The 25,544-nt window shown below is 62.1% G+C and carries 21 protein-coding genes, 1 tRNA gene and 1 pseudogene; 14 read left to right on the top strand and 9 right to left on the bottom strand.

Annotation, left to right across the window (positions count from 1 at the left end; genetic code table 11):
- Positions 1–5 precede the first annotated feature (5 nt).
- Positions 6–470, top strand: a complete 465-nt coding sequence (gene bfr / locus PFU01S_RS13640) for a bacterioferritin (RefSeq protein ID WP_023534970.1) — start codon at positions 6–8, stop codon at positions 468–470.
- 95 nt (positions 471–565) lie between these two features.
- Here bfr and uvrA read toward each other — a convergent pair whose 3' ends face one another.
- Positions 566–3,400, bottom strand: a complete 2,835-nt coding sequence (gene uvrA / locus PFU01S_RS13635; RefSeq protein ID WP_028687678.1) for an excinuclease ABC subunit UvrA — start codon at positions 3,398–3,400, stop codon at positions 566–568.
- A gap of 129 nt (positions 3,401–3,529) precedes the next feature.
- Between uvrA and PFU01S_RS13630 the strand changes: the two genes are divergently transcribed.
- The 3 genes from PFU01S_RS13630 (at position 3,530) to PFU01S_RS13620 (ending at position 6,149) form a co-directional block, all read left to right on the top strand.
- Positions 3,530–4,924: an MFS transporter gene (locus PFU01S_RS13630; protein ID WP_023534992.1), complete on the top strand. Its 1,395-nt coding sequence runs from the start codon at positions 3,530–3,532 to the stop codon at positions 4,922–4,924.
- 9 nt (positions 4,925–4,933) lie between these two features.
- Positions 4,934–5,485 carry a single-stranded DNA-binding protein gene (locus PFU01S_RS13625; RefSeq protein ID WP_023534972.1) on the top strand — a complete coding sequence of 184 codons (552 nt, stop codon included), beginning with the start codon at positions 4,934–4,936 and terminating at the stop codon, positions 5,483–5,485.
- A gap of 217 nt (positions 5,486–5,702) precedes the next feature.
- A complete protein-coding gene (locus PFU01S_RS13620; RefSeq protein WP_050438003.1) occupies positions 5,703–6,149 on the top strand; it encodes a hypothetical protein in 447 nt (148 codons plus the stop codon).
- Positions 6,150–6,153: 4 nt separating this feature from the next.
- Here PFU01S_RS13620 and PFU01S_RS21800 read toward each other — a convergent pair.
- Positions 6,154–6,507 (bottom strand): annotated as a pseudogene (locus PFU01S_RS21800) (transposase); the annotation flags it as partial.
- 165 nt (positions 6,508–6,672) lie between these two features.
- Here PFU01S_RS21800 and fdnG point away from each other — a divergent pair.
- From fdnG to PFU01S_RS13580, 7 genes are all read left to right on the top strand, one after another.
- Positions 6,673–9,741, top strand: coding sequence for a formate dehydrogenase-N subunit alpha (gene fdnG / locus PFU01S_RS13610; protein WP_140174981.1), 3,069 nt, complete (start codon positions 6,673–6,675; stop codon positions 9,739–9,741).
- Positions 9,741–10,691, top strand: a complete 951-nt coding sequence (gene fdxH / locus PFU01S_RS13605) for a formate dehydrogenase subunit beta (protein WP_028687677.1) — start codon at positions 9,741–9,743, stop codon at positions 10,689–10,691. The genes fdnG and fdxH overlap by 1 nt, the downstream gene beginning before the upstream one ends.
- Entirely contained in the window at positions 10,688–11,344 is a 657-nt protein-coding gene (locus PFU01S_RS13600) for a formate dehydrogenase subunit gamma (RefSeq protein ID WP_027915110.1), read from the top strand. The genes fdxH and PFU01S_RS13600 overlap by 4 nt, the downstream gene beginning before the upstream one ends.
- 4 nt (positions 11,345–11,348) lie before the next feature.
- A complete protein-coding gene (fdhE, locus tag PFU01S_RS13595; RefSeq protein ID WP_028687676.1) occupies positions 11,349–12,269 on the top strand; it encodes a formate dehydrogenase accessory protein FdhE in 921 nt (306 codons plus the stop codon).
- Between the two features lie 155 nt (positions 12,270–12,424).
- The gene (gene selA, locus PFU01S_RS13590) at positions 12,425–13,852 is read left to right on the top strand and encodes an L-seryl-tRNA(Sec) selenium transferase (protein WP_028687675.1); all 1,428 of its coding nucleotides are present in this window, start codon (positions 12,425–12,427) and stop codon (positions 13,850–13,852) included.
- Complete coding sequence (selB, locus tag PFU01S_RS13585) at positions 13,849–15,756, top strand: selenocysteine-specific translation elongation factor (protein ID WP_027915113.1); 1,908 nt, start codon at positions 13,849–13,851, stop codon at positions 15,754–15,756. The genes selA and selB overlap by 4 nt, the downstream gene beginning before the upstream one ends.
- 21 nt (positions 15,757–15,777) lie before the next feature.
- Positions 15,778–15,873 (top strand) — tRNA-Sec (locus PFU01S_RS13580).
- Positions 15,874–15,876: 3 nt separating this feature from the next.
- Here the strand turns inward: PFU01S_RS13580 and PFU01S_RS13575 are convergent.
- Positions 15,877–16,863 carry an asparaginase gene (locus tag PFU01S_RS13575; RefSeq protein ID WP_028687674.1) on the bottom strand — a complete coding sequence of 329 codons (987 nt, stop codon included), beginning with the start codon at positions 16,861–16,863 and terminating at the stop codon, positions 15,877–15,879.
- A 134-nt stretch (positions 16,864–16,997) separates the two neighbouring features.
- Positions 16,998–18,440, bottom strand: a complete 1,443-nt coding sequence (locus tag PFU01S_RS13570) for an alanine/glycine:cation symporter family protein (protein ID WP_028687673.1) — start codon at positions 18,438–18,440, stop codon at positions 16,998–17,000.
- Positions 18,441–18,618: 178 nt separating this feature from the next.
- Between PFU01S_RS13570 and PFU01S_RS13565 the strand changes: the two genes are divergently transcribed.
- The 3 genes from PFU01S_RS13565 to PFU01S_RS13555 all read left to right on the top strand — a co-directional run bounded on the left by PFU01S_RS13565 (position 18,619) and on the right by PFU01S_RS13555 (position 21,390).
- On the top strand, positions 18,619–19,428 hold the full coding sequence (locus tag PFU01S_RS13565) for a helix-turn-helix domain-containing protein (RefSeq protein WP_028687672.1): 810 nt from the start codon (positions 18,619–18,621) through the stop codon (positions 19,426–19,428).
- Positions 19,429–19,577: 149 nt separating this feature from the next.
- On the top strand, positions 19,578–20,462 hold the full coding sequence (locus PFU01S_RS13560) for a sugar nucleotide-binding protein (RefSeq protein WP_033695074.1): 885 nt from the start codon (positions 19,578–19,580) through the stop codon (positions 20,460–20,462).
- Entirely contained in the window at positions 20,455–21,390 is a 936-nt protein-coding gene (locus tag PFU01S_RS13555) for an NAD-dependent epimerase/dehydratase family protein (protein ID WP_028687671.1), read from the top strand. Before PFU01S_RS13560 ends, PFU01S_RS13555 begins: the two co-directional genes overlap by 8 nt.
- 88 nt (positions 21,391–21,478) lie before the next feature.
- Here the strand turns inward: PFU01S_RS13555 and PFU01S_RS13550 are convergent, their stop codons facing one another.
- From PFU01S_RS13550 to PFU01S_RS13530, 5 genes are all read right to left on the bottom strand, one after another.
- Positions 21,479–22,162 carry an OmpW/AlkL family protein gene (locus PFU01S_RS13550; protein WP_023534960.1) on the bottom strand — a complete coding sequence of 228 codons (684 nt, stop codon included), beginning with the start codon at positions 22,160–22,162 and terminating at the stop codon, positions 21,479–21,481.
- A 108-nt stretch (positions 22,163–22,270) separates the two neighbouring features.
- Positions 22,271–22,756 carry a DUF3299 domain-containing protein gene (locus PFU01S_RS13545; RefSeq protein WP_033737060.1) on the bottom strand — a complete coding sequence of 162 codons (486 nt, stop codon included), beginning with the start codon at positions 22,754–22,756 and terminating at the stop codon, positions 22,271–22,273.
- Positions 22,757–22,891: 135 nt separating this feature from the next.
- A complete protein-coding gene (locus PFU01S_RS13540; RefSeq protein ID WP_027915120.1) occupies positions 22,892–24,157 on the bottom strand; it encodes an ABC transporter permease in 1,266 nt (421 codons plus the stop codon).
- Positions 24,157–24,867 (bottom strand): ABC transporter ATP-binding protein, encoded by a 711-nt coding sequence (locus PFU01S_RS13535; protein WP_028687669.1) that lies wholly within the window; start codon positions 24,865–24,867, stop codon positions 24,157–24,159. Before PFU01S_RS13535 ends, PFU01S_RS13540 begins: the two co-directional genes overlap by 1 nt.
- A complete protein-coding gene (locus tag PFU01S_RS13530; RefSeq protein WP_027915122.1) occupies positions 24,868–25,446 on the bottom strand; it encodes a DUF2796 domain-containing protein in 579 nt (192 codons plus the stop codon). It lies immediately after the preceding gene.
- Between the last annotated feature and the right edge of the window lie 98 nt (positions 25,447–25,544).

Genomic DNA, 25,544 nt, shown 5'->3' with positions numbered 1-25,544 from the left:
CGGCGATGCAAGGCCACCCAGACGTCATCAATTACCTCGTCATGCTGCTGAAGGGCGAACTGGCTGCACGTGACCAGTACTTCATTCACTCGCGCATGTACGAAGACTGGGGCCTGACCAAGCTCTACGAGCGCATCAACCATGAGATGGAAGAAGAGGCGCAGCACGCTGACGCTTTGATGCGCCGCATTCTCATGCTCGAGGGCACCCCGGACATGCGTGCGGACGATCTCGAAGTGGGAACCACTGTCCCTGAAATGATCGAAGCGGATTTGAAGCTCGAATACAAAGTGCGAGCGGCGCTTTGCAAGGGGATCGAGTTGTGCGAACTGCACAAGGATTATGTGAGCCGTGACATTCTGCGCGCGCAATTGGCCGATACCGAGGAAGATCACACCTATTGGCTCGAGAAGCAGCAAGGCTTGATCAAGGCGATCGGTCTGCAGAATTACCTGCAATCACAGATGTAATGCTTCGATTGCATTGTGCTTGGGCCTTGTAGTGGCTCTAGCATGAAAGCGATGAGCCGATAAGAAAGGGGCGCCTAGGCGCCCCTTCACGTTCATCACGCTCGGTCTCGCTCCAGCAGAGGCTTGAGGTAGTGCCCGGTGTAGGATTGTTTCATCTTGCTCAGTTCCTCGGGCGTACCGCATGCGATGATCTGCCCACCCTTTGAGCCGCCCTCTGGCCCGAGGTCCACCAGCCAATCGGCTGTCTTGATGACGTCCAGGTTGTGCTCGATGACCACCACGGTGTTGCCATGGTCACGAAGCCGGTGCAGAACGTCCAGCAGCTGCTGGATATCGGCGAAGTGCAGGCCCGTAGTAGGCTCGTCCAGGATATACAAGGTCTTACCGGTATCGCGCTTGGACAGCTCCCGTGACAGCTTCACGCGCTGGGCTTCGCCCCCCGAAAGCGTCGTCGCCGATTGACCTAGCTTGATGTAGGAAAGCCCTACGTCCATCAGGGTCTGGAGCTTGCGCGCCAATGCAGGCACCGCATCGAAGAACTCACGCGCATCCTCGATGGTCATTTCCAGCACCTCGTGGATGTTCTTGCCCTTGTACTTGATCTCCAGGGTTTCGCGGTTGTAGCGCTTGCTCTTGCACACATCGCAAGGCACGTAGATGTCCGGGAGGAAATGCATTTCCACCTTGATCAGGCCGTCGCCCTGGCACGCTTCGCAGCGCCCGCCTTTCACGTTGAACGAGAACCGGCCTGGGCCATACCCGCGCGAGCGTGATTCAGGCACCCCAGAGAACAGCTCGCGGATCGGCGTGAAGATCCCTGTGTAGGTGGCAGGGTTGGACCGGGGGGTGCGGCCAATGGGGCTCTGGTCGATATCCACCACCTTGTCCAGGTGCTGCAACCCGTCCATGCTGGCATGGGGCGCCGCTTCCAGGCTGCTCGCGCCGTTCAGGGCGGTGGCTGCGAGCGGGAACAGGGTGTTGTTGATGAGCGTGGACTTGCCGGAGCCTGAGACGCCGGTCACGCAGGTCAGCAGCCCGATGGGGATTTCCAGATCGACGTTCTGAAGGTTGTTGCCACGTGCGCCCTTGAGCTTGAGCTGCAGCTTTTTGTCGCGCGGTGTGCGCTTGGCAGGGACCACGATCTTTCTACGGCCGGACAGGTACTGGCCGGTTACGGAGTCCGGGTGGTCCATGACTTCCTGAGGCGTACCCTCAGCGACGATCTTGCCGCCATGCACGCCGGCCCCTGGCCCAATGTCCACCACGTAGTCCGCCAGGCGGATCGCATCCTCGTCATGCTCGACGACGATTACGGTGTTGCCCAGATCACGCAGGTGATTGAGGGTGGCGAGCAAGCGATCGTTGTCGCGCTGATGAAGGCCAATGGACGGCTCGTCCAGGATATACATCACCCCCACCAAGCCTGCGCCGATCTGGCTGGCGAGGCGGATGCGCTGAGCCTCACCACCGGACAGGGTTTCTGCGCTACGGTCAAGGGTGAGGTAGTCCAGGCCCACGTTCACCAGGAACTGCAACCGTTCGCAGATTTCCTTGAGAATCTTGGCCGCGATTTCGCCACGGCGACCGGTCAGGGTCAGCGTGCTGAAGTAGCCACTGGCGTCACCGATCGGCATGTTGGCGACCGCCGGCAGCGTCTTCTCACCGACCCACACATGACGCGCCTCGCGCCGCAGCCGCGTGCCACGGCAGTCCGGGCACGGCTGGGTGCCCAAGTACTTGGCCAGTTCCTCGCGTACGGTATTGGACTCGGTTTCGCGGTAGCGGCGTTCCAGGTTGGGGATGATCCCTTCGAACGGGTGCGAGCGCTTGACGATGTCACCCCGGTCGTTGAGGTACTTGAAGTCCACGCTGTGCTTGCCGCTGCCTTGCAGGATCACCTTCTGATGCTCCGGCGCAAGCTCGCCGAATGCTTCGTCCAGGCTGAAGTCATAATGCGCAGCCAGCGACCCCAGCATCTGGAAGTAGTAGACGTTACGGCGATCCCACCCGCGAATGGCGCCTTCGGCCAAGGTCAGTTCCGCATTGACCAGGCGCTTGGTATCGAAATACTGCTTAACGCCCAGGCCGTCACAGGTCGGGCAGGCACCGGCCGGGTTGTTGAACGAGAACAGCTTGGGTTCCAGTTCGCTGATCGCATGACCGCAAATGGGGCAGGCAAAGCGCGCCGAAAAAATGGTCTCTTCGCCTTTCTCGTCGTCCATGGGAGCGATCAGCGCGATACCATCCGCCAGCTTCAACGCGGTCTCGAACGACTCGGCCAATCGCTGCTGAAGATCGGCACGCACTTTGAAACGATCGACCACCACATCGATACTGTGCTTTTTCTGCTTGTCCAGCTTGGGCAACTCGTCCAGTTCGTAGAGTTTGCCGTTGACGCGGGCGCGGACGAAGCCTTGGGCGCGCAGCTCGTCGAACACCGCCAGGTGCTCACCCTTGCGCTCACGGATGACCGGGGCCAGGAGCATCAACTTGCTGCCTTCCGGGCGCTCCAGTACCAGGTCGACCATCTGGCTGACCGTTTGCGCTTCCAGTGGTATGTCATGGTCTGGGCAGCGGGGTGTCCCGACCCTGGCGTACAGCAGGCGCAAGTAGTCGTAGATCTCGGTGATGGTGCCGACGGTGGAGCGGGGGTTGTGTGAGGTGGATTTCTGTTCGATGGAAATGGCCGGTGACAGCCCTTCGATGGTATCGACGTCAGGCTTTTCCATCATCGAGAGGAACTGGCGGGCATACGCCGACAGCGATTCCACATAACGACGCTGGCCCTCGGCGTACAGCGTATCGAAGGCCAGGGATGACTTGCCCGAGCCCGACAGGCCGGTAATGACGATGAGCTTGTCCCGGGGCAGGGTCAGGTCGATGTTCTTCAGGTTGTGGGTACGTGCCCCACGAATCAGGATCTTGTCCACTGCGGCCTCGCTCGGCGGGCATAAACGAAGAATTATACGGCGCCCTGCCAGTACGCGGCAAAGCGTCGCGTAGATGCCGTCAAGCTGTCGGACTGATAGAATCGCCGCCGGTTCACACGAGATTAATCCATGCACGACACCCACAACGAGCGCATGAGCGGCAATGAAACCCGCGCCGCCGGCGGTCTGGCTCTGGTCTTCGCTTTTCGTATGCTGGGCATGTTCATGGTCTTGCCGGTCCTGGCCACCTATGGCATGGACCTGGCCGGCGCCACGCCCGCGCTGATTGGCCTGGCCATTGGCGCCTATGGCCTCACCCAGGCGGTGTTGCAGATTCCCTTCGGGATGATTTCAGACCGCATCGGCCGTCGACCCGTCATCTACCTGGGCTTGATCGTGTTTGCCCTGGGCAGCGTCCTGGCAGCCCAGGCCGATTCCATCTGGGGCATCATCGCAGGGCGCATCCTGCAAGGGGCCGGCGCCATTTCGGCGGCGGTGATGGCGCTGCTGTCGGACCTGACCCGGGAACAGCACCGCACCAAGGCCATGGCCATGATCGGGATGAGCATTGGTCTTTCCTTTGCAGTGGCAATGGTCGTCGGGCCTTTGCTGACAAGTGCCTTTGGCTTGTCAGGATTGTTCCTTGCAACGGCCGGCTTGGCCTTGGTTGGCATCGCGTTGATTGCCTTCGTGGTACCTGCCACGCACAACATTCTGCAGCATCGCGAATCGGGCGTTGCGCGTCAGGCCATCGGCCCGACCCTCCGTCACCCGGACCTTCTACGGCTGGATGTGAGCATCTTCATCCTGCATGCCATTCTCATGGCCAGCTTCGTCGCGCTGCCTCTGGCCTTCGTCGAGCGCGGCGGACTGCCCAAGGAACAACACTGGTGGGTCTACCTGACCGCGCTGTTCGTCTCATTTTTTGCAATGGTACCGTTCATCATCTACGGCGAAAAAAAGCGCAAGATGAAACGTGTGCTGGCCGGGGCCGTCAGCGTACTGCTGTTGGTCGAGCTATTCTTCTGGCAGTGGGCTGACGGTTTGCGCGGACTGGTGATCGGCACCGTGGTATTCTTCACCGCATTCAACCTGCTGGAGGCTTCGTTGCCTTCGCTGGTCAGCAAGGTGTCGCCAGCAGGTGGCAAGGGAACGGCGATGGGGGTGTACTCCACCAGCCAGTTTCTCGGTGCTGCGCTAGGGGGCATCCTGGGTGGCTGGCTGTTCCAGCATGGTGGGCTGAACACCGTGTTCCTTGGCTGCGCGATACTGTGTGCCATCTGGTTGGCCGTTGCCTTGAGCATGAACGAGCCACCGTATGTGACCAGCTTGCGCATGCCTTTGTCGCCGGAGGCCGCCAAGGATGCTGGCCTGGCTGCACGGTTGATGGCCGTGCCCGGCGTGACCGACGCCGTTGTGGTCTCGGAAGAATCAGCCGTCTATATCAAACTGGATACGAAAATTTTGGACCGTACGACCCTGGAGCGCCTGATCAATCCGGCCTCAGCGGCGTGCGAAGCCTAGGAGAACGTTATGGCCCGTGGGGTTAACAAAGTCATTCTGGTCGGTACCTGTGGCCAGGATCCCGAAGTCCGCTACCTGCCCAACGGTAATGCCGTGACCAACCTGAGCCTGGCAACCAGCGAGCAATGGACCGACAAGCAGTCGGGCCAGAAGGTCGAGCGTACCGAATGGCACCGTGTGTCGCTGTTCGGCAAGGTTGCCGAGATTGCCGGCGAGTACCTGCGCAAAGGTTCGCAGTGCTACATCGAAGGCAAGCTGCAGACCCGTGAGTGGGAAAAAGACGGCATCAAGCGCTACACCACTGAAATCATCGTTGACATCAACGGCACCATGCAGCTGCTGGGCGGCCGTCCGCAGAACCAGCAAGGCGGCGGCGACCCGTACAACCAGGGTGGTGGTAACAACTACAACCAAGGTGGCGGTCAGCAGCAACAGTACAACCAGCAACCTGCGCGCCAGCAGGCCCCGCGCCCGCAACAGCAACAGCGCCCGGCGCCGCAGCAGCCAGCGCCGCAACCGGCGGCTGACTTCGACAGCTTTGATGATGATATTCCGTTCTGATTTGAACGGTAGGGCATCGCGCTACAGTAAAAACCCGGGGCCATTGCTCCGGGTTTTTTTATACCTGGGGCAGGGTCAACTATTAAGTTTGTTGGCGAGTAAGAACAGTACTCAATGAACTTTCTCCTTCTGCCGTAGAGTCTTTCCCAAGTTTGCATGACACCGGCTATGCAGTGCCAATATTGCTTAGTATCTCAGCTTTAACAAGGAGAGGCTCATGCAATCAGGAACTGAACAGCGGGAGATAAAACTGACGGCGTCGACTGGGGACTATCACGTTTCGGGATTCAGCGAAGACTACGCGGCATTTCTCAAGGGTCGCGATAGAGGTGCTGAATATTCTGGCTCGTTCGTGATGGCGGTAGGTATCATCATCGCCTTGGTGGGCTTCGGTACGCTCGTTCTAGGCCCTGAAACGATTACGTACAACAGAGTGGCAGGCCCTACCTTGCTGCAGTACATACAGATGTACCCTGGGCCAATATTCAGTGTGGGTGGCGTCCTGTTTGCAATTGGTACCCGACTTCACGCCAGCAGCGAGGTCAGCCAGGAAGCGTTTCTACTGTCACGTTACAAGTTCATTGCTCCGGACGGCACATACGTCAATGACGACGTTAAACTTAGTTACTTGGGAGATGACAATTTTTCTATAACTACCCAATGATCTTTCAACTGACCACGCGGCCACTGCGGGGGCTACTGTCCGTCTCAATATCTGAGCGCCAGGTAGGGTACGGAGAAAGGCAACGTAAACACCGCATGGAGCAAGTCAGTGAGACCATCACGGCATGACTTCTGCGAGCTTGTCGAGACCCGTTCCAAGGGGGCGATCTTTTTTCAGCCAGCCGAACATGCGCTCGATGGACATGGTGTTGTCGGTATTTGCGCCGGTCGAACAACCTGGGCAAACCCGGCTTAGGCTTGCGCTTCATCGAGCGCTTCGGAATGACGGGCTGTATGCGGCACCGGTCGAAGTACTGACGCAACGCTTGTGCGTCATAGCCTTTGTCGGCGAGCAGCCACGTGCTGAGATGTATGATCTATCTTCAGCCTACCTGACCCACGTCATCGCACCTTTTCGATTCCTTGCTAGTCTTACCTGTTGGCGGTCATCAAACCGCCGTCACCGTGACTACCAAGAGGCGCCGGCCATGTTCCGTGCGTCCAAATCTGATCAGGAGTGCACGATGGATCTCAACCGTCGGCAATTCTTCAAGGTCGCCGCCGTCGGCCTTGGAGGCTCGAGCCTTGCGGCGCTGGGCATGGCCCCAACGCCTGCGTTCGCCGAGCAAGTGCGCCACTTCAAGCTGGCGCATACCAAAGAAACCCGTAACACCTGCCCCTACTGCTCGGTCGGCTGCGGCTTGATCCTGTACAGCCAGGGTGATGCAGGCAAGAACGTCAAGCAGAACATCATCCACATCGAAGGTGACGCCGACCATCCGGTGAACCGCGGCACCCTTTGCCCCAAAGGCGCAGGTTTGCTCGACTTCATCCACAGTCCAAGCCGTCTCAAGTACCCCGAGGTGCGCAAGCCGGGTAGCAACGAGTGGGTACGCGTCAGCTGGGACGAAGCGCTCGATCGCGTGGCCGCCTTGATGAAGGAAGATCGCGACGCGAACTTCATCGAGAAAAATGCCCAGGGGCAGACGGTCAACCGCTGGCTCACCACCGGTTTTCTTGCCGCTTCCGCCGCCTCCAGCGAGGCCGGCTACCTGACTCACAAGGTTGTTCGCGCAACAGGCATGCTGGGGTTCGATAACCAAGCACGTGTCTGACATGGCCCGACGGTGGCAAGTCTTGCCCCGACGTACGGCCGTGGCGCCATGACCAACCACTGGTCCGATATCGCCAACGCGAATCTGGTCCTTGTGATGGGTGGCAACGCAGCAGAAGCGCATCCGTGCGGCTTCAAATGGGTGACCGAGGCCAAGGCGCACAACAAGGCGCGGCTGATCGTGGTCGACCCAAGGTTTACCCGTACCGCTTCGGTGGCCGATTACTACGCGCCCATCCGCACCGGTACCGACATCGCGTTCATGGGCGGGTTGATCAATTACCTGCTGAGCAATGACAAGATCCAGCACGAATATGTGCGCAATTACACCGACGTATCCTTCATCGTCAAGGACACCTATGGCTTCGAGGATGGCCTGTTCAGCGGCTATGACGAGAGCAAGCGCATTTATGCCGACAAGTCGGGCTGGGGTTACGAGCTGGGCGAGGACGGTTTTGCCAAGGTAGACCCGACACTTCAGCACCCACGCTGTGTGTTCCAGCTGATGAAGCAGCACTACAGCCGCTACACCCCAGAATTGGCGAGCATGACCTGTGGCATGCCGCAGGACGCCATGATGAAGGTTTGGGAAGAGATCGCCACCTGCTCGGCGCCGGGCAAGACCATGACGATCCTGTATGCGCTGGGGTGGACGCAACATTCGATCGGCGCGCAGATCATCCGCAGCGCGGCGATGGTGCAGCTGTTGTTGGGCAACGTGGGCATGCCAGGTGGGGGCGTGAATGCCTTGCGGGGTCACTCCAACATTCAGGGCCTGACCGACCTGGGGTTGCTGTCCAACTCGCTGCCGGGTTACCTGACACTTGCCGGCGACGCCGAGCAGGACTACGCCGCGTTCATCGACAAGCGTGCGTCCAAGCCGCTGCGCCCGGGGCAGCTGTCCTACTGGCAGAACTACGGCAAGTTCCACGTCAGCCTCATGAAGGCCTGGTACGGCCCCAACGCCACCGCCGACAACAACTGGGGCTACGATTGGCTGCCCAAGCTCGACGTGCCTGCCTACGACGTGCTGCGCATGTTCGAGATGATGAGCCAAGGCAAGGTCAACGGCTACATGTGCCAAGGTTTCAACCCGATTGCCGCCCTCCCTGACAAGAACCGCGTGACCGCGGCACTGGCCAAGCTCAAGTGGTTGGTAGTCATGGACCCGCTGGCCACCGAGACGTCCGAGTTCTGGCGCAACGTGGGGCCGTTCAACGATGTGGACACGGCCGGTATCCAGACCGAGGTGATCCGCCTGCCCACCACCTGCTTCGCTGAAGAGGACGGCTCGCTGGTCAACAGCAGCCGCTGGCTGCAATGGCACTGGAAAGGCGCCGACGGCCCGGGTGAAACCCGCACTGACGTGCAGATCATGAGCGAGTTGTTCCTGCGCTTGCGTCAGCGTTACCAGAAGGAAGGGGGTACCTACCCCGATCCTCTGCTGAACATTCACTGGCCCTACAAGATCGCCGAAGAGCCGTCACCTGAGGAGCTGGCGAAGGAGATGAACGGCTGGGCCGTGACGGACTTCACCGACCCGACCGGTGCGACCGTCAAGTCCGGTCAGCAACTGTCGGGCTTCGGCCAGCTCAAGGATGACGGCAGCACGGCTTCGGGCTGCTGGATCTTCGCCGGCTGCTGGACCGAGCAGGGCAACCAGATGGCGCGCCGCGACAACAGCGACCCCTACGGCATGCATCAGGTCCAGAACTGGGCGTGGGCGTGGCCGGCCAACCGACGCATTCTCTATAACCGTGCTTCCAGCGACCCGCAGGGCAAGCCTTGGGATCCGGAGAAGAAGCGTCTGGTCTGGTGGAACGGCAAGGCGTGGGGCGGGACCGACGTGCCTGATTTCAAGGTCGATTCGCCGCCGGAAGCGGGCATGAACCCATTCATCATGAACCCCGAGGGTGTGGCGCGTTTCTTCGCCATCGACAAGATGGCCGAAGGGCCGTTCCCCGAGCATTACGAGCCTTTCGAAACACCGATTGGCATCAACCCCCTGCACCCGAACAACAAGAAGGTCGTCAGCAACCCGGCAGGCCGCATCTTCGATTCGGTGTGGGAAACCTTGGGCACACATGATGAATTCCCCTACGCGGCCACCACCTATCGCCTGACCGAGCATTTCCACTTCTGGAGCAAGCATTGCCGGCTCAACGCCATTGCCCAGCCTGAGCAGTTCGTCGAGATTGGTGAAGTCCTGGCCAATGAAAAAGGCATCAAGGCAGGCGACAGGGTGCGTGTATCGAGCAAGCGCGGGCATATCGATGCGGTTGCGGTAGTGACCAAGCGGATACGTCCGCTGCAGGTCAACAACCAGACGGTGCATCAGATCGGCATCCCGCTGCACTGGGGCTTCACCGGGTCCACGCGGCACGGGTACCTGACCAACACCCTGGTTCCGTTCCTGGGTGATGGTAATACCCAGACACCGGAGTCCAAGTCGTTCCTCGTCAAAGTGGAGAAACTCTGATGGCCAGCCAAGACATCATCGCCCGGTCGGCCACCACCACAGTGCCGCCTTCGGTACGCGAGCAGGAGCAGGTGGCCAAGCTGATCGACACCACCAAGTGCATCGGCTGCAAGGCCTGCCAGGTGGCGTGTTCGGAATGGAACGAGTTGCGTGACGAGGTTGGGCACAACCACGGGACTTACGACAACCCTCAGGACCTGAGCGCCGAAACCTGGACATTGATGCGCTTCACCGAGCACGAGCGCGACGACGGCAACCTGGAGTGGCTCATCCGCAAGGATGGCTGCATGCACTGCGCAGATCCCGGTTGCCTGAAGGCGTGTCCAAGCCCAGGTGCGATCATCAAGCACGCCAACGGCATCGTCGACTTCAACCAGGACCATTGCATAGGCTGCGGCTACTGCATCACCGGCTGCCCGTTCAATATCCCGCGCATTTCCCAGAAGGATCACAAGGCCTACAAGTGCACGCTGTGTTCCGACCGTGTCAGCGTAGGGCTGGAGCCAGCTTGCGTTAAAACCTGCCCGACCGGCGCCATCGTTTTCGGCAGCAAGGACGAGATGAAGGTGCATGCCGATGAACGCATCGTCGACCTCAAGTCCCGAGGCTACGAGAACGCTGGGCTGTATGACCCCGACGGGGTAGGGGGCACCCATGTGATGTACGTATTGCACCATGCCGACACACCTAAGCTGTATGCCGGGCTCCCGGACCAGCCGGTGATCAGCCCGCTGGTGGGGCTGTGGAAGGGCTTCACCAAGCCGCTGGCCTTGCTGGCCATGGGGGCGGCGGTGCTGGCCGGCTTCTTCCACTACGTACGGGTCGGGCCGCAACGTGTCGAGGAGGACGAGCAGCCTGTAGCGTCCGACACCAGCGTGCACCAAGTCGACCCGGCAGTGCATGTGTTCGATCCGAACAAGCCTGATGGGCAAGGGGAGCAGCGGCCATGAACGACAACAAGCCTATCCTGCGTTACACCGCCAACGAGCGCAGCAACCACTGGGTAGTGGCGATCCTGTTCTTTCTGGCGGGCCTGTCGGGGCTGGCGCTGTTTCATCCCGCCTTGTTCTGGCTAAGCAATCTGTTCGGCGGCGGTCCATGGACACGCATCCTGCACCCGTTCCTGGGTGTGGCGATGTTCGTTTTCTTCCTGGGCCTAGTGGTGCGTTTCTGGCGTGCCAACTTCATTACCGCCAACGACCGCCTGTGGTTGCGCAGAATCGATCGGGTCATGCGCAACCAGGAGGACGGTGTGCCTGCCATCGGCAAGTACAATGCCGGCCAGAAACTGCTGTTCTGGACGCTGCTAGTGTGCATGCTGATCCTGATGGTCAGTGGCGTGGTGATCTGGCGTGCTTACTTCAGTCACTACTTCGACATCGGCGCCATACGCCTGGCCACCTTGCTACACGCCTTCGCGGCGTTCGTGCTGGTGCTCAGCATCATCGTGCACATCTACGCCGGCATCTGGATCAAGGGGTCGGTAGGCGCCATGCTGCATGGCTGGGTCAGCCGGGCCTGGGCGCGCAAGCACCATGAACTGTGGTATCGCGACGTGACCGGTGACAAAACGCCGACCGAGCACCGACGAAAAGAAGGATGAACGCTTGAGTACCGTACTTGAACCTGGGCAGATCGAAGCGTCGGCCGTCATGCCGCCGTTTCTGCACCTGCCACCAGGCAACCTCTTCGACGTGCGAGCGGCTCGCCTGGAGCGCTTGGCCCAGGGCCATGCCATGGGCGACTACCTGCTGTTGATCGCGCGGCTTTGCCGCATCCAACAGCAGCTTGTGGATAACCCGCCGAGTGCGCTGCCTGTTGCCGAGGACCGTCAGCGTCTGTGCATAAGTCACGGGCTGCCGCCCCTGGCTGCTGACAGCCTTGTGCGCGAAGGCGCATGGCTGGCGTGGTTGCAGGCGCTGCTCGATCATATCGATGAGTCGGGCCAGGGGGCCCTGCAAGATGCACTGCACAGGCTGCGCATCAGTGACGATACCCAGCGCAAAGGTTGGGCAATTGCCCTGCTCAGCGGCCAGTACGATGCAGTGCCCCCTGCACTGGTGCCGTTCGTGGGCGCAGCCTTGCAGGCGGCCTGGTCAAGCTGGTTGCTGGCGCTGCCAAGCACCGAACTCAAGCCCGCTGCCAGCCTTGCCCAATGCCCGGCATGCGGCTCGCCGGCCATGGCGGGCGTGGTACGCAACCGTGGCAAGCACAACGGCTTGCGTTACCTTGCCTGTTCGTTGTGCGCCTGTGAGTGGCACGTGGTGCGGGTCAAGTGCGTGTACTGCGACTCCAGCAAAGACCTGCGCTACAGCGCGCTCGACGATGACCGTCACGGACCCGGCAAGGCACCGCTGCGTGCCGAGTGTTGCCCAGGGTGCAACAGCTACCTCAAGCAGCACTACCTGGAAAACGACGCAGCAGCCGAAGCGTTGGCCGACGACTTGGCCAGCCTGGCCCTGGACATGCGCCTGGACGAGGAGGGGTACCATCGTCTGGCACCCAACCTGATGGTCTCGCCCGGCTAGCGGTTGATTGTCTACACTGTGAGACCGAGTTGCCTTGCCCAGGCAAGCGTCCTTGACACGGGTTTCGAAGGTTCCCGGACCTGCGGATGCCTGCGTTACCGTCGCTTGCCTGCCACAAGGCCAGCAGACAATGGACCCGTCCAAGGTAGTACCGCATGCCCTCCAGCTTAGCCAGCGTCACGCCTCGCCTGCCTTCCATCGATACACTCCTGCGCCACACCGCCTGTCTTGCGCTCATCGAGCGTTACGGCCGTGAAGCTGTTCTGTCGACCTTGCGCCACTTGCTGAATGATCTGCGCGACCTTGTCCGCAATGGCCAGCTGAATGCTGCCGAGGTGGCGCCGGAGGTACTGCTGGGCCGCGCCGGCGAACGCCTCGACGTCCAGCAACGCAGCCAGGTTCGCCGCGTGTTCAACCTCACCGGCACGGTGTTGCACACCAATCTGGGCCGCGCCTTGCTGCCCGAAGAAGCCATCGAGGCCATGGAGTGCGCAGCGCGCTACCCGCTGAACCTCGAGTTCGACTTGAGCACGGGCAAGCGCGGTGATCGCGATGACCTGATCGAAGGGTTGATACGCGAACTGACAGGCGCCGAGGCCGTCACCGTGGTGAACAACAATGCAGCCGCTGTGTTGCTGGCGCTCAACAGCTTGGGCGCCCGCAAGGAAGGCATCATCTCCCGTGGCGAGCTGATCGAGATCGGGGGCGCCTTCCGCATACCCGACATCATGGCCCGGGCCGGCGTCAGGCTGCACGAGATCGGCACCACCAACCGCACCCACGCCCGCGACTACGAGGCGGCCATCAGCCCGCGCACTGGGTTGCTGATGCGCGTGCACTGCAGTAATTACAGCATCCAGGGCTTTACCACCCAGGTACCCACCCCGGAGCTGGCCCGCATTGCCCGCCAGCACACCCTGCCGCTACTCGAGGACCTGGGCAGTGGCAGCCTGCTGGACCTCACGCGCTGGGGGCTACCCGCCGAACCGACGGTGCGCCAGGCACTGAGCGATGGCGCCGACATTGTCACCTTCAGTGGCGACAAACTGCTGGGCGGTCCGCAGGCAGGGATCATCGTCGGGCGTAAGGACTTGATCGCCAGGATCAAGAAGAACCCGCTCAAGCGCGCCCTGCGCGTGGACAAGATCACCTTGGCCGCCCTGGAGGCCGTATTGGCGCTGTACCGCAACCCTGATCGCCTGGCCGAGCGCCTGCCCAGCCTGCGCCTGCTCACGCGTGCCCAGGCGGAGATTCACACCCAGGCCCTGCGCGTGGCGCCCGCGATGCAAGCCTGCCTGGGCGAGCAGTGGCGCGTCAGCGTAGAGCCGACGCTGGGCATGATCGGCAGCGGCAGCCAGCCTGTCGCCCGCTTGCCCAGCGCCGCCTTGTGCCTGCGTCCACAGGTGTCCAAGCGGCTGCGCGGGCGCAGCTTGCATGCTTTGGAGCGAGCGCTGCGTGAATTACCGGTGCCTGTGCTTGGGCGCATCGACGACGATGCGTTGTGGCTGGACTTGCGCCAGCTGGACGATGAACCCCAATGGCTGGCGCAGCTGCCAAGCCTGCAGTTGGGGGCCTTGCAGTGATCGTCGGTACCGCCGGGCACATCGATCACGGCAAGACGGCGCTGCTGCAGGCGCTCACCGGCCAAGCCGGGGACCAGCGTCAGGAGGAACAGGCCCGCGGCATGACCATCGACCTGGGTTATCGCTACGCGTCGCTGGCCGAGGAGGCGCCACTGACTGGCTTCATCGACGTGCCGGGCCACGAGCGGTTTGTCCACAACATGCTGGCCGGTGCCCACGGCATCGACCTGGTATTGCTGGTGGTGGCGGCAGACGATGGCGTCATGCCGCAGACCCGCGAGCACCTGGCGATCATCGAACTGTTGGGCATTCCCCAGGCGCTGGTGGCCATCAGCAAGTGCGACCGGGTCGAGCCCGCACGCGTGGAAGCGGTGAAGCAGCAAGTCAGCCAACTGCTGGCGCCTGGCCCGTATGCCGATGCGCTGCACTTTCCCGTATCCAGTACCGTTGGTACCGGCATCGACGCCTTGCGCCAGGCCCTGCTGGCGGCAGCGCCCCATGCCCGCCGTCGCAGTGTGGCCGGAGGCTTTCGTCTTGCCGTGGACCGGGCGTTCGCCGTTACGGGCGCGGGGGTAGTGGTGACCGGCACGGCGCTTGCGGGGCGGGTGACTGCTGGCGACACGTTGCTGCTGGGCAAGGCTGGCAAACCGGTGAGGGTGCGCGGGTTGCATGCTCAGAATCAGCCCGCGCTGGTGGCTGAGGCAGGGCAGCGTGTGGCGCTCAACATCGTCGCCGAGCGCCTGGCGGTGGACCAGATACGCCGCGGCGATTGGCTGGTGCCGCAGTGGTTGCACGCGCCTAGCACACGCATCGATATCACCTTGAGCCTGCTGCCTGGCCAAGCCCGTGCCTTAGAGCACTTCAGTGCAGTGCACGTGCACCTGGGTACTCAGGACGTGACAGCCAGGGTGGCTTTGCTCGAGGGGCAGAGCTTGGCGGCGGGGCAGCGCATGTTCGCACAGTTGCTGCTCAACGCGCCGTTGCAAGCGGTGCATGGCGACCGTCTGGTGCTGCGCGATCAGCGCGCTCAGTACACGCTGGGCGGCGGCACGGTCCTGGACCCGTTCGCCCCCAGTCGTCAACGCCGCAGCGTCGAAAGGCTGCAACAGTTGCAGGTGCTGCGCGACTGTACAGGTCTTGAGCAGGCCTTGCCGGGTTTGCTGGCCAGCGCACCGGGTGGGCTAGATCCACAGCGCCTGGAGCGGCAGTTCAATCGCCTGCGTGACAGCTGGCAGTTACCCGACGACGTACGCGTGATCGCCACCCGCCAAGGCCAGTTGTTGTTCGCTGCAAGCCAGTGGCAGGCGCTCAAGCAACGTGTGCTGGCCCAGCTGGCGGCCTTTCACGAGCAGGAGCCCGATCAATTGGGCCCGGACCGTGACAGGCTGCGCCGTTTCGCGGCGTTGCCACTGGACAGGCCGGGGTTCGTCAGTTTGCTCGAGCAGTTGCTGGCCGAAGGCGCCGTAGCCGGCAGCGGCCCCTGGCTGCATTTGCCTGATCATCAGGTTCAGCTCAGTGCCGCGGATGAGGCGCTCTGGGCGCGCCTGCAGCCAAGGTTGCAGGCTGGCGCTTACGATCCGCCTTGGGTAAGGACATTGGCGAGCGAGGAAAAATGCGCCGAGGCCGATGTACGCCTGCTGCTGCGCAAGCTGGCGCGACTGGGGTTGGTGCATCAGGTGGTGCGGGACCTGTTCTACCCAGAGTCGACCCTACGCCGCATGGCAGAGCTGCTACAGCATCACATAGGTGACACGCCGGTAGTGCAGGTTGCTGCATTTCGCGATATGTTGGGCATCGGTCGCAAGCGCAGTGTGCAGATTCTAGAGTATTTCGACCGCATCGGTCTGACCCGCAGGGTCGGCGATCAGCGGTACATTCGCAGTGACAGTGCCCTGGCCCGCTAGCAGGCCAGGCACCGATTTCAAGGAAGGCAATCGCGCCCGGTGGCGCGGCCGGGCTTCAAACCCGGTTGGGGACGGCATCCGTTCCCGGGCAGGTTCGACTCCCGCTGCCTTCCGCCACTTCTAGCGTTCGCCGCACAAGTCCAGGGCAAACCAGTGCTCGGCCTCTTTCACGTCCAGCCCGGCACCCAGTAGCGCGAACATCTTGCCAAGGGCCGCCTCCCGCGTCATGCCGCCCCCGCTGACCAGGCCTGCTGCCCGCAGGCGGCTACCGGCGGCATAGGTATCGAACACCACGTCGCCTTCCGGGCACTGGGAAATGGCCACCAACATGACGCCACGCTGGCGTGCAGCACGCAAGGTGTCGAGCAGCGCCTGATCATCTGACGGCCCAGTGCCGCTGCCATAGCATTCCAGCAACAAGCCCTGCACGCCGCTGCCGAGCAAGGCTTCCAGATGACCTGCCTGCAAGCCAGGGAACACCGGCACTACCGCAAGGTTCACGCGCTGACGGGGCTGCTGGTAACCCAAGTGCGCCGGCAAGGGGGCTACGTGCTCACTCTGGCGATGGCGCGGCAAGGCCGCAAAGGCATCGAACGCTTCGCTGCGCAGCTTCGAGGCGCGGCAACCGTGCAGCAGCTTGCCCGCGAAGTACAGTTGCACACCCGCTTCGAGGGGATGATCGAACTGGCGCAGTGCGCCGCACAGGTTGTCCCAGGCGTCGCTGCCAGGTGCCCCTGCCGGCAGCATCGAGCCGGTCAGCAGGATGGGAACCGGCAGCCCCAGCAACAGGAACGACAGTGCCGCTGCACTGTAGGCCAGGGTGTCGGTGCCATGCAGCACCAGTACCGCATCATGGCCACGGACACGCACGGCATCGACGATCGCATCACGCATCGCCAGCCAGTTGTGCTGCTGCATGTTGGCACTGTCGAGCAGTGGGTCCAGTTCCTGGAGTGTCCAGGTGACTTCGGGGGCGTCTGCCATCATGGCGAAGTGATCGCGCATGCGGGACTCGAAGCCGCCGGATGGGGCCAGGCCTTCCGGCGTTTCGAGCATGCCGATGGTGCCACCGGTGTAGAGCACGAGGAGGTTCTTTACTGCGCGCATGGAAAGCGTCCGTAGCGATGAACGGGAAAGAAGAGCCGCGCTTTGCAGGGAAGGCTAGTGGGGCCGCAATGCGGCCCCTGGTGACTCAACCGACTGGCACAACCCTCGCTGGGGCGGCTGGCGATGTCAGCCTATCAGCGCAGCGGCTGAGCCTGGCCGACAGCTTTGTCAGCGGCTGTTTCCACCTGCGGGTTGGCAGGCCATGCAGTGCGGTCCAGGTCCAGGTCGGCGAACTTGGCCGAATCGAACACAGGCTGCTTGATGCCAGCCTTGCGCTGGTCATCGTAGTCGCGCATCACACGCAGGCCGACCTTGAACAGCAGGGCCAAGGCCATCAGGTTGACGAAGGCCAGGCACGTCATGGTGATGTCAGCGAAGGCGAACACGGTGGTCAGGTCCTGCATGGAGCCCCACACGACCAGCGCCAGCACCAAGGCACGGAAGCCCATCAATACTGCCCGGTTACGGGTGAGGAACTGCAGGCTGTTCTCACCCAGGTAGTAGTTGTAGAGGATGCAGGTGAACACGAACAGCGACAGGGCCACGCTGACGAAGATACGGCCCCAGTCGCCTACCACGGCAGCCAGCGAGTTCTGGGTCAGGACAATGCCATCGCCCTCGAAGCCAGGGGTGTAGAAGCCCGACAGCAGGATCAGCAGCGCGGTGCAGGTGCAGATCACGAACGTATCGAGGAACACGCTGAACGCCTGTACCACACCCTGGGCACCTGGGTGCTTCACGGCTGCGACGGCGGCCACGTTCGGTGCGCTGCCAAGGCCGGCTTCGTTGGCGAATACGCCACGCTTCACGCCCATGACGATGGCGCTGCCCAGCAGGCCGCCAAACGCCGGGTCAAGACCGAAAGCGCTCTTGAAGATGGTTTCGAGCATGGCCGGCACGTGTTCGATCTGGGTACCGATCACGTACAGGGTCACGCCGATGTAGGCCAGGGTCTTGATCGGTACGAGCAGGTCGGACACCGCCGCGATGCGCTTGATGCCACCAATGAAGGTGATGGCCAACAGCACTGCCAGCACGATGCCGGTGTGGCGCGGGTCGAAGTGGAAGGCGTTTTGCAGCGAGTGGGTCACGGTGTACGACTGCAGGCCGATGAAAGCGAAGCCATAGGTGACCAGCAGCAGAATCGAGAAGACGATCGCCATGCCCTTGTACTTCAGGCCATGCTGAATGTAGTAGGCCGGGCCGCCACGGTACAGGCCGTCGCCGTCGGCGCGCTTGTACACCTGGGCCAGGGTACATTCGAAGAAGCTGCTCGACATGCCCACCAGCGCGGTGACCCACATCCAGAACACGGCACCTGGGCCGCCCAGCGTCACGGCGATGCCGACACCTGCAATGGTACCGGCGCCCACGCGGCCGGCCAGGCTCAGCATCAGGGCCTGGAATGAACTCAGTTGGCCTGCCTGGCCACGCAGCGATTCCTTGAACACACCGAACATGTGTACGAAGTGGCGGAACTGGACGAACCGGGAACGGAGGGTGAAGTAGCTACCCAGCCCCACGATCAGCACGATGAGCAGTTTCCCCGAGAGGAAATCGTTGAGTACTTCGAGCATTGGAAAATGACCTCGATTCTTATTCTTCGTGTGGAAAGACCAGCGGCCGGCAGGCGTACCGCTATTCGTTGGGGCGCATGGTTGGCCATGACAAGAGTCGTTACAATTTCGCGGTTTGGTCTTAATTGATGCGACTTGATGCTAAACTGGCGTCATTCGCGTCACGTAGGCCTTTGTCATGAGCGAGCATTTCGCTACCAATCTCAAGCTGGCTTGCAGCCACTACCGCTCTATCTCCGAAGTTTGCCGCCAACTGTCGATCAATCGCGCCCAGTTCAACAAATACCTGAGCGGCCAAAGCCGCCCGACGGCTTACAACCTCAAACGCATTGGCGATTTCTTCGGGGTGGAGGAATACGAGCTCGACCTGCCCGCCGATCAGTTTTCACGCTTGATCGGCGCGCGAGTGCCGTCTTCGGTCGAGCAAACCGGCGATCCGATCAGCGAGCTGTTTCGGCCTCTGCATGATCACGCGGGCAACCTGTCGCGTTACTGCGGGTATTACTTCGAGTACTCCAACTGCATGTCGGTGCCGGGTACGGTCCTGGTGTCGCTGGTGCATCTGTGGGAGGAGGGCGGTCGCTTCCTGTTCGAGCGCCAGGAGCGTCAGGAGCGGTCTACCGCGACAGACCAGCACGCCGAAGTGCGCTGTCGTTACCTGGGGGCTGCCTTCCAGTTGCAGGACCGGGTGTTCCTGATCGACTACGAATCGCTTACCTTCAACGAAATGAGCCAGACCATTCTCATCCCAAGCTTCAAGAGCCGTATCACCCGCCTCAATGGCCTCAAGGCCGGCGTGTCCAGCGGGGACCGGCGCAATCCTGCCTGTACCCGAGTGGTGTGGGAGTACCTGGGGCAAGAGATCAATCGCATCAACGCGTACCGCCAGGTGAAACTGTACCGGCCTGATGATCCACGCATAGATGAAGACATCCGCGAGCGGCTGGATGTGGGCCCGCTCAGGAATGGGTTGTTTGAAGTCGAGTAGGGGGAGCCGCGTCATGCGTGGTAGAGGATGAGGTCGGCCACGGCGCAACCTTCTCCGCCGCAATGATCATACGGCCCCACGTTGGACTTCCCCGCCCGGAAACCGCAAAATGGCTGCTTTCTCTTACAACCTCCGGATCTGCTGACTCTATGCGTATGCGCCTAATGCTGTTGGGTGGTGGCAATGCCCTCGGGCAAGCGCTGATTCGTCTTGGGGCCGAGGAGGACATCGCTTTCATGGCGCCGCGCCCTCCAGAGGAGGGCTGGGCGCCTGCCAGCCTCACCCAGTTGCTCGACGATCATCGCCCCGACGCCGTGGTCAACCTGGCGTATTACTTCGACTGGTTCCAGGCCGAGTCGGTCAGCGAGCAGCGTCTGGCGCTTCAGGAGCGCGCGGTGGAGCGGTTGGCAGAGTTGTGCCAGCACCACCAGATCACACTGGTCCAGCCCTCGAGCTACCGTGTGTTCGATGGCTCGCGTGCCACCGCCTACAGCGAGAAGGACGAGCCATTGCCGCTTGGCCTGCGTGGGCAGGCCCTCTGGCGTATCGAACAAAGCGTGCGTGCGGCCTGCCCGCAACATGTGCTGTTGCGCTTCGGTTGGGTGCTGGACGAAAGCATCGATGGCCTGCTTGGCCGTTTCCTGACGCGCGCCGAGCTCCCCCAGGAATTGCTGCTGGCCGATGATCGCCGTGGCAACCCGACACCCGTCGACGATGCGGCCAGGGTCATTCTCTCGGTGCTCAAGCAGCTGGACTGCAATTCGCCGCTGTGGGGGACCTACCACTACGCCGGGAACGAAGCGACCACCCCCGTGGCGCTAGGCCAGGCGATTCTCGCCGAGGCCGGCCAGCATCGTCAGCTCGCGGTACAGACGCCAACGCCGCAGGCTCATGCCGCGCGCCCGGATGCCAGCGAAGAGCCGCAGAACGCCGTGCTGGCCTGCAAGAAAATCCTTCATACCTTCGGTATCAAGCCCCGTGCCTGGCGTGCAGGCTTGCCGCCTCTTCTGGACCGGTTCTATCGCCATGGCTGATGCCCCCATCCTGATCACCGGCGGTGCCGGCTTCATCGGCTCCCACCTGAGTGACGCCTTGCTGGCGCGTGGCTACGCCGTGCGCATCGTCGACGACCTCTCCACGGGCAAGCGCGACAACCTGCAACTGGACCACCCCCTGCTTGAGCTTGTCGAGGGGGACGTTGCCGACGCCGAGCTGGTCCAGCGCGCTGCGGCGGGCTGCCAGGCCGTGGTGCACCTGGCTGCGGTGGCCTCGGTGCAGGCTTCGGTCGACGACCCGGTGCGCACGCACCAGAGCAATTTCATCGGCACGCTCAACGTGTGCGAAGCCATGCGTGTTCACGGGGTGCGCCGCGTGTTGTTCGCGTCCAGTGCAGCGGTCTACGGCAATAACGGTGAAGGCCAGTCCATCGCCGAAGACACACCCAAGGCGCCGCTGACACCGTATGCCGTGGACAAGCTGGCCAGCGAGCAGTACCTGGAGTTCTATCGACGCCAGCATGGCCTTGAGCCTGTAATCTTCCGGTTCTTCAATATCTTCGGGCCGCGGCAGGATCCTTCCTCGCCTTATTCGGGCGTCATCAGCATCTTCAGCGAGCGTGCAGTGCAAGGCCAGCCAATCACCGTGTTCGGTGACGGCGAGCAGACGCGGGATTTCCTGTATGTAGGTGACCTGGTGCAGGTCATGGTCCAGGCGCTCGAACAAGCGCAGGTCGAGGAAGGGGCCGTGAACATCGGTCTCAACCAGGCCACGTCGCTGAACCAGATGCTCGCTGCGCTCCAGCAGGTGGTGGGCAGCTTGCCAGCAGTCAGCTACACCACGCCGCGGTCGGGCGACATCCGCCATTCGCGTGCGGACAACAGGCGGTTGCTGGCTCGTTTCGACTTCCAGCGGGCCACCTCGATGGCGGAGGGGCTGGCCCGGTTGCTGGGCAAGCTCCGTTAGCAATCGAGGGGCGCTCTATTGGGCGTTCAGCAAGACGGTAACGAAAAAGGGGCGGCCTTGGCCGCCCCGTGCGTTTTGCAGCGGTCGATCAGAACTTGTAGCCCAGGCCGACCATGTAGACCCAAGGGTCAACGTCCACGTCGACCTTGGTCTTGCTATAACCCAAGGCGCTCGGGCCGTTCACGCTGGCCTTGGTGTCGATGTCCACGTACCAGACGGCGGCGTTGACCAGCAGGTTGTCGGTGATCATGTAATCCATGCCCAGCTGGCCGGCGAACCCGACCGAATCCTGCAGTTTCAGATTGCTGAACCCTTGCTGCTTGCGGTTGCTGCTCAGGTCTTCATCGAAGAACAAGGTGTAGTTGATGCCCACGCCCGCATAAGGTTGGAACTTCGACGACGCCTCCATCGGGTAGTACTGCAACGAAAGGGTCGGCGGCAGCTGCTTGATGTCGGCCAGCTTGCCATCCAGCCCGCCGCCCAGCCCTTTCACGCCTACCGTGTGCTTGAACGGCGTGGCTGCCAGCAGTTCCAGGCCAACGTGGTCGGTGAGCATGTAGGCGAATGCCAGACCCAGCTGGGTATCGCTGTCCAGGGTCGCCTTGGTGCCTGCCACCTTGTTGCCGTCGAACTTCAGGTCGCTGCTGCTCTCGTTGGGCGCAGTGGTGATGGCGCCTGCACGTACGATGAAATCACCAGGCTGATACGCGTGCGCAGCCGGGGCGGCGAGTGCCAGGGCCACGAGTGAGGCACCGAGCAAGGACTTGTTCATGGAAGCTCCCAAAGGACGTTGATAATCGTGTAGTCCAATGGTACGGATGCGATTAAACAGAAAGTTTGACCCAGCTCAACGAAGCGTCTGCACCGGCCTTCGGAAGGCTCATCTGAGTTCGTAGGCGTAGATCTTCTCGGCTTCCATCTGGTAACCCGCCTCAGCCAGTTCGCTGCTCGAAGGTTTGACGTGCATCGTGCCCTCTATCCAATAGGGCTGGTACAGATCCTCTACCCGTACGCCCATTTCACTGACGATGTGCACAATCTGGTTCGACGGGGGCGGGGGCACATGGATGCACGCGCCGTAGTACGGCACCAGCAGAAATTCGGTGGTGCGGCCTTGCTCATTGACTTCCAGCGGCACGATGTAGCCCGGCAGCTTGATCTGCTGGCCATCGAGGCTGTTCACCACCGGTGCAGCGGGCGCCTGCTGGCGCGCGGCTGGGGCGGACTCGGCAGACAGCGCATCGCTGAGCTGCGACATGTCATGCAGGGGTGCCAGTTGCGGTGCGACGACCGGTGCGCCCTCGGGGATCAGGGCGGGCCAGTCGAGCTCCCGGGGCTGCGATGCCCACGCAGGCACCGCGAGCATCACGAGCAGCGAACACAGCAGGCGCCGGGCGGGGCTGCTGATTGACAGGCCGGCGCCAAAACGGCCAGTCCATGCGCTTGCTAGCGCGTCGCGAGCCACGAAGCAGGTGGTGAGAAATCGCATCATCACAGGCTCTCAAAGGTGGATCGACAAGCCATCTGCCAACGACTGTCGATAGGCTCGCCATGCCGGAACGCTGCCCATCAACAGCGCTGCGCCAAGGATGATAGCCAGCAACGACCATTCATGCGTGCTGGGCCAGGCCAGTGGCAGGTACAAGCCATAGTTGGCCTGCACGTAACCCTGGGCCAGGGCGATACCGGCGTACAGCAGGCCAAGCCCGGCAACGATTCCGGCAGTCGCCAGTGCCAGGGCCTCAAGCACCAGCAGCCCGGCGATGTGCCATGGCCGTGCACCGACCGAGCGCAGGATCGCCATTTCCCGGCGGCGCTCGTTCAGGCTGGTGAGAATCGCCGTGAGCATGCCAATCAGGCCAGTGAGCACGACGAACAGCGACACCACGAACAGGGCCTGTTCGGCAGTGCCCATCAGGCTCCACAACTCCTGCAACGCCACCCCTGGCAAAATCGCCAACAGCGGCTCGTTCCGGTACTCATTGATTTCGCGCTGCAGGCTGAAGGTGGCGATCTTGTTGTTCAAACCCAACATGAACGCCGTGATCGCAGCGGGTTGCAGGTCCATGCCACGCGCCTGTTCTGCACTGATGCGTCCCGCACCTCGGGCCGGCACGCCGTTGTGCCAGTCGATATGGATGGCCTCCATGCCGGCCAGGCTGATGTGCAAGGTGCGGTCAACCGGCGTGCCGGTGCGCTTGAGTACACCGACCACGGTAAAGGGTTTGTCGTCGTGCTTGACCAGGCTGATCGCCGCCACGCCATGGGCCAGCACCAGTTTGTCGCCCAGCTTGTAGTGCAAGGCATCGGCAACCTCTGCACCCAGTACCACCTCGAAAGGATCGTCGGCAAATTCCCGACCCTGGCGCAACGTCAGGTGCTGCTTGCGCCCGTACTGATAGTGGTCGAAATAGGCGCCGGTGGTGCCCATCACCCGGTAGCCGCGGTGCGAGTCGCCCAAGGAGATGGGGATCGCCCACTTCACCCGTGGGTCCTGGGCGTAGTGCTGGTAGCTGTCCCAGCGGATGTTGTTGGTGGCATTGCCGATGCGAAACACCGAGTACAGCAACAGGTTCACCGAGCCTGAACGCGCCCCCACAATCAGGTCAGTACCACTGATGGTGCTGGCAAAGCTGGCGCGGGCTTCGGTGCGCACCCGCTCGACGGCCAGCAGCAGGCACACCGACAAGGCGATGGCGAACGCGGTGAGAAAGGCGGTGAAGCGGCGGTTGGCCAGGCTGGCCAAGGCAAGACGAAGCAGGTACATCATGCCTCCCGGGGTTTAGCGGCGCGATTGAGCTCGGCCAGGGACAGGTGACGGTCGAACAGCGGGGCCAGGCTTTGGTCATGACTGACGAACAGCAAGCTTGAGCCTGCTGCGCGGCATTCGTTGAACAGCAAGGCGATGAACGCTTCGCGGGTATCGGCATCCAGCGCTGATGTGGGCTCATCGGCGATCACCAGCTCGGGCTGGCCGATCAAAGCGCGGGCGGCGGCGACGCGTTGCTGCTGGCCGATCGACAGGCTGTCGGCTCGCCGCGCCAGCAACTGCCTATCGCCCAGGCCCAGATGGGCGAGCAATTCGCTGGCGGCCTGGTCGACGCTACCGTGGCGCTCGATGGCACGCTGGGCGCGGCTGCGGGAGAAACGACAGGGCAGCTCGACATTTTCCCGTACCGAGAGAAACGGCAGCAGGTTGAATTGCTGGAAGATGTATCCGGTGTGGTCCACACGGAAACGGTCACGGGCACCTTGGCCGAGTAAGGCCAGGTCCTGCCCAAGCAGTTGGATTCGCCCACGGGCTGGCCGGTTGACCCCGCCGAGCAAGCCCAGCAGGGTGGTCTTGCCACTGCCGCTGGGGCCCTTGAGAAACACGGCTTCACCGGCTTGCAGGTCAAAGGCGGGGATATCCAGCAACGGCGGTTGCCCCGGCCAGGCGAACTCCACGCCTTGCAGGTGGATCAGCGGCTGGTTCATTCAGAGTGTGACCACGGCCTTGGTTGGCGCGGTTTCCACTCCCTTCTGGCCGTTCGGGCCGATCAATTGCACATTGATTTTCTGCGTGGCGGGGAAGGCCTTGAACAGCGGCGACAGGTCGATCTGGGTGAGCTTTTCGGGCGCTGCGCAGGTGAATTGGTAATGGGCGTTGATGTCGCTGTGGACGTGGCCTTTCTCGTGCTCGTCGCCATCGTCGTCAGCCTTGGCCGCATCCCCGAACAGTGGGCTTTGCAGTTCTTGCTGGTCTGGCGTGCAACCAGCGGCCGCCGTCAGGGCGAACAACTTCAGGGGCTGTTCCAATTGCTGACGCACGGCGGCTACCTTGGCCTTGTCGGCATCGCTGCTGGCCATGTGCTCGAAGCCGACCAGGTTCATCGCCGGGCTGTCCAGCTCAAGCTCTAGGGTTTTGCCGTCGAGCACGGCATTGAGCTTGGCCACACCATGCTCATGGGCGGCAAGCGTGCCATGGCCGTGATCATGCTCATGTTCATCGTGGGCATGGGCCATCATGGCCAGGGGCAAGCAGGCGAAGGGCAGGGCTAGCAGCAGACGACGCATGGATGACTCCAGGAGCAGGTCAATAGAAGTGGTTATGTTATAACGATTGTTTGGCGGGCCGCCAGCCTCGTGGCTCAGGTTTCATGTTGCGGTAGCAT

This window comes from Pseudomonas fulva NBRC 16637 = DSM 17717 (genome assembly GCF_000730565.1).
GTDB classification, from domain to species: Bacteria; Pseudomonadota; Gammaproteobacteria; order Pseudomonadales; family Pseudomonadaceae; genus Aquipseudomonas; species Aquipseudomonas fulva.
Note: the sequence above shows the minus strand (reverse complement) of the source record. Positions and strands in the feature narration are given on the sequence as shown.

What these genes read in the sequence shown, in the direction of transcription:
- bfr (WP_023534970.1), top strand. Translation starts at nt 6, where the DNA reads ATGCAAGGCCACCCAGACGTCATCAATTACCTCGTCATGCTGCTGAAG.
- PFU01S_RS13630 (WP_023534992.1), top strand. Translation starts at nt 3,530, where the DNA reads ATGCACGACACCCACAACGAGCGCATGAGCGGCAATGAAACCCGCGCC.
- PFU01S_RS13625 (WP_023534972.1), top strand. Translation starts at nt 4,934, where the DNA reads ATGGCCCGTGGGGTTAACAAAGTCATTCTGGTCGGTACCTGTGGCCAG.
- PFU01S_RS13620 (WP_050438003.1), top strand. Translation starts at nt 5,703, where the DNA reads ATGCAATCAGGAACTGAACAGCGGGAGATAAAACTGACGGCGTCGACT.
- fdxH (WP_028687677.1), top strand. Translation starts at nt 9,741, where the DNA reads ATGGCCAGCCAAGACATCATCGCCCGGTCGGCCACCACCACAGTGCCG.
- PFU01S_RS13600 (WP_027915110.1), top strand. Translation starts at nt 10,688, where the DNA reads ATGAACGACAACAAGCCTATCCTGCGTTACACCGCCAACGAGCGCAGC.
- selA (WP_028687675.1), top strand. Translation starts at nt 12,425, where the DNA reads ATGCCCTCCAGCTTAGCCAGCGTCACGCCTCGCCTGCCTTCCATCGAT.
- PFU01S_RS13575 (WP_028687674.1), bottom strand. Translation starts at nt 16,863, where the DNA reads ATGCGCGCAGTAAAGAACCTCCTCGTGCTCTACACCGGTGGCACCATC.
- PFU01S_RS13570 (WP_028687673.1), bottom strand. Translation starts at nt 18,440, where the DNA reads ATGCTCGAAGTACTCAACGATTTCCTCTCGGGGAAACTGCTCATCGTG.
- PFU01S_RS13565 (WP_028687672.1), top strand. Translation starts at nt 18,619, where the DNA reads ATGAGCGAGCATTTCGCTACCAATCTCAAGCTGGCTTGCAGCCACTAC.
- PFU01S_RS13560 (WP_033695074.1), top strand. Translation starts at nt 19,578, where the DNA reads ATGCGTATGCGCCTAATGCTGTTGGGTGGTGGCAATGCCCTCGGGCAA.
- PFU01S_RS13555 (WP_028687671.1), top strand. Translation starts at nt 20,455, where the DNA reads ATGGCTGATGCCCCCATCCTGATCACCGGCGGTGCCGGCTTCATCGGC.
- PFU01S_RS13550 (WP_023534960.1), bottom strand. Translation starts at nt 22,162, where the DNA reads ATGAACAAGTCCTTGCTCGGTGCCTCACTCGTGGCCCTGGCACTCGCC.
- PFU01S_RS13545 (WP_033737060.1), bottom strand. Translation starts at nt 22,756, where the DNA reads ATGCTCGCGGTGCCTGCGTGGGCATCGCAGCCCCGGGAGCTCGACTGG.
- PFU01S_RS13540 (WP_027915120.1), bottom strand. Translation starts at nt 24,157, where the DNA reads ATGTACCTGCTTCGTCTTGCCTTGGCCAGCCTGGCCAACCGCCGCTTC.
- PFU01S_RS13535 (WP_028687669.1), bottom strand. Translation starts at nt 24,867, where the DNA reads ATGAACCAGCCGCTGATCCACCTGCAAGGCGTGGAGTTCGCCTGGCCG.
- PFU01S_RS13530 (WP_027915122.1), bottom strand. Translation starts at nt 25,446, where the DNA reads ATGCGTCGTCTGCTGCTAGCCCTGCCCTTCGCCTGCTTGCCCCTGGCC.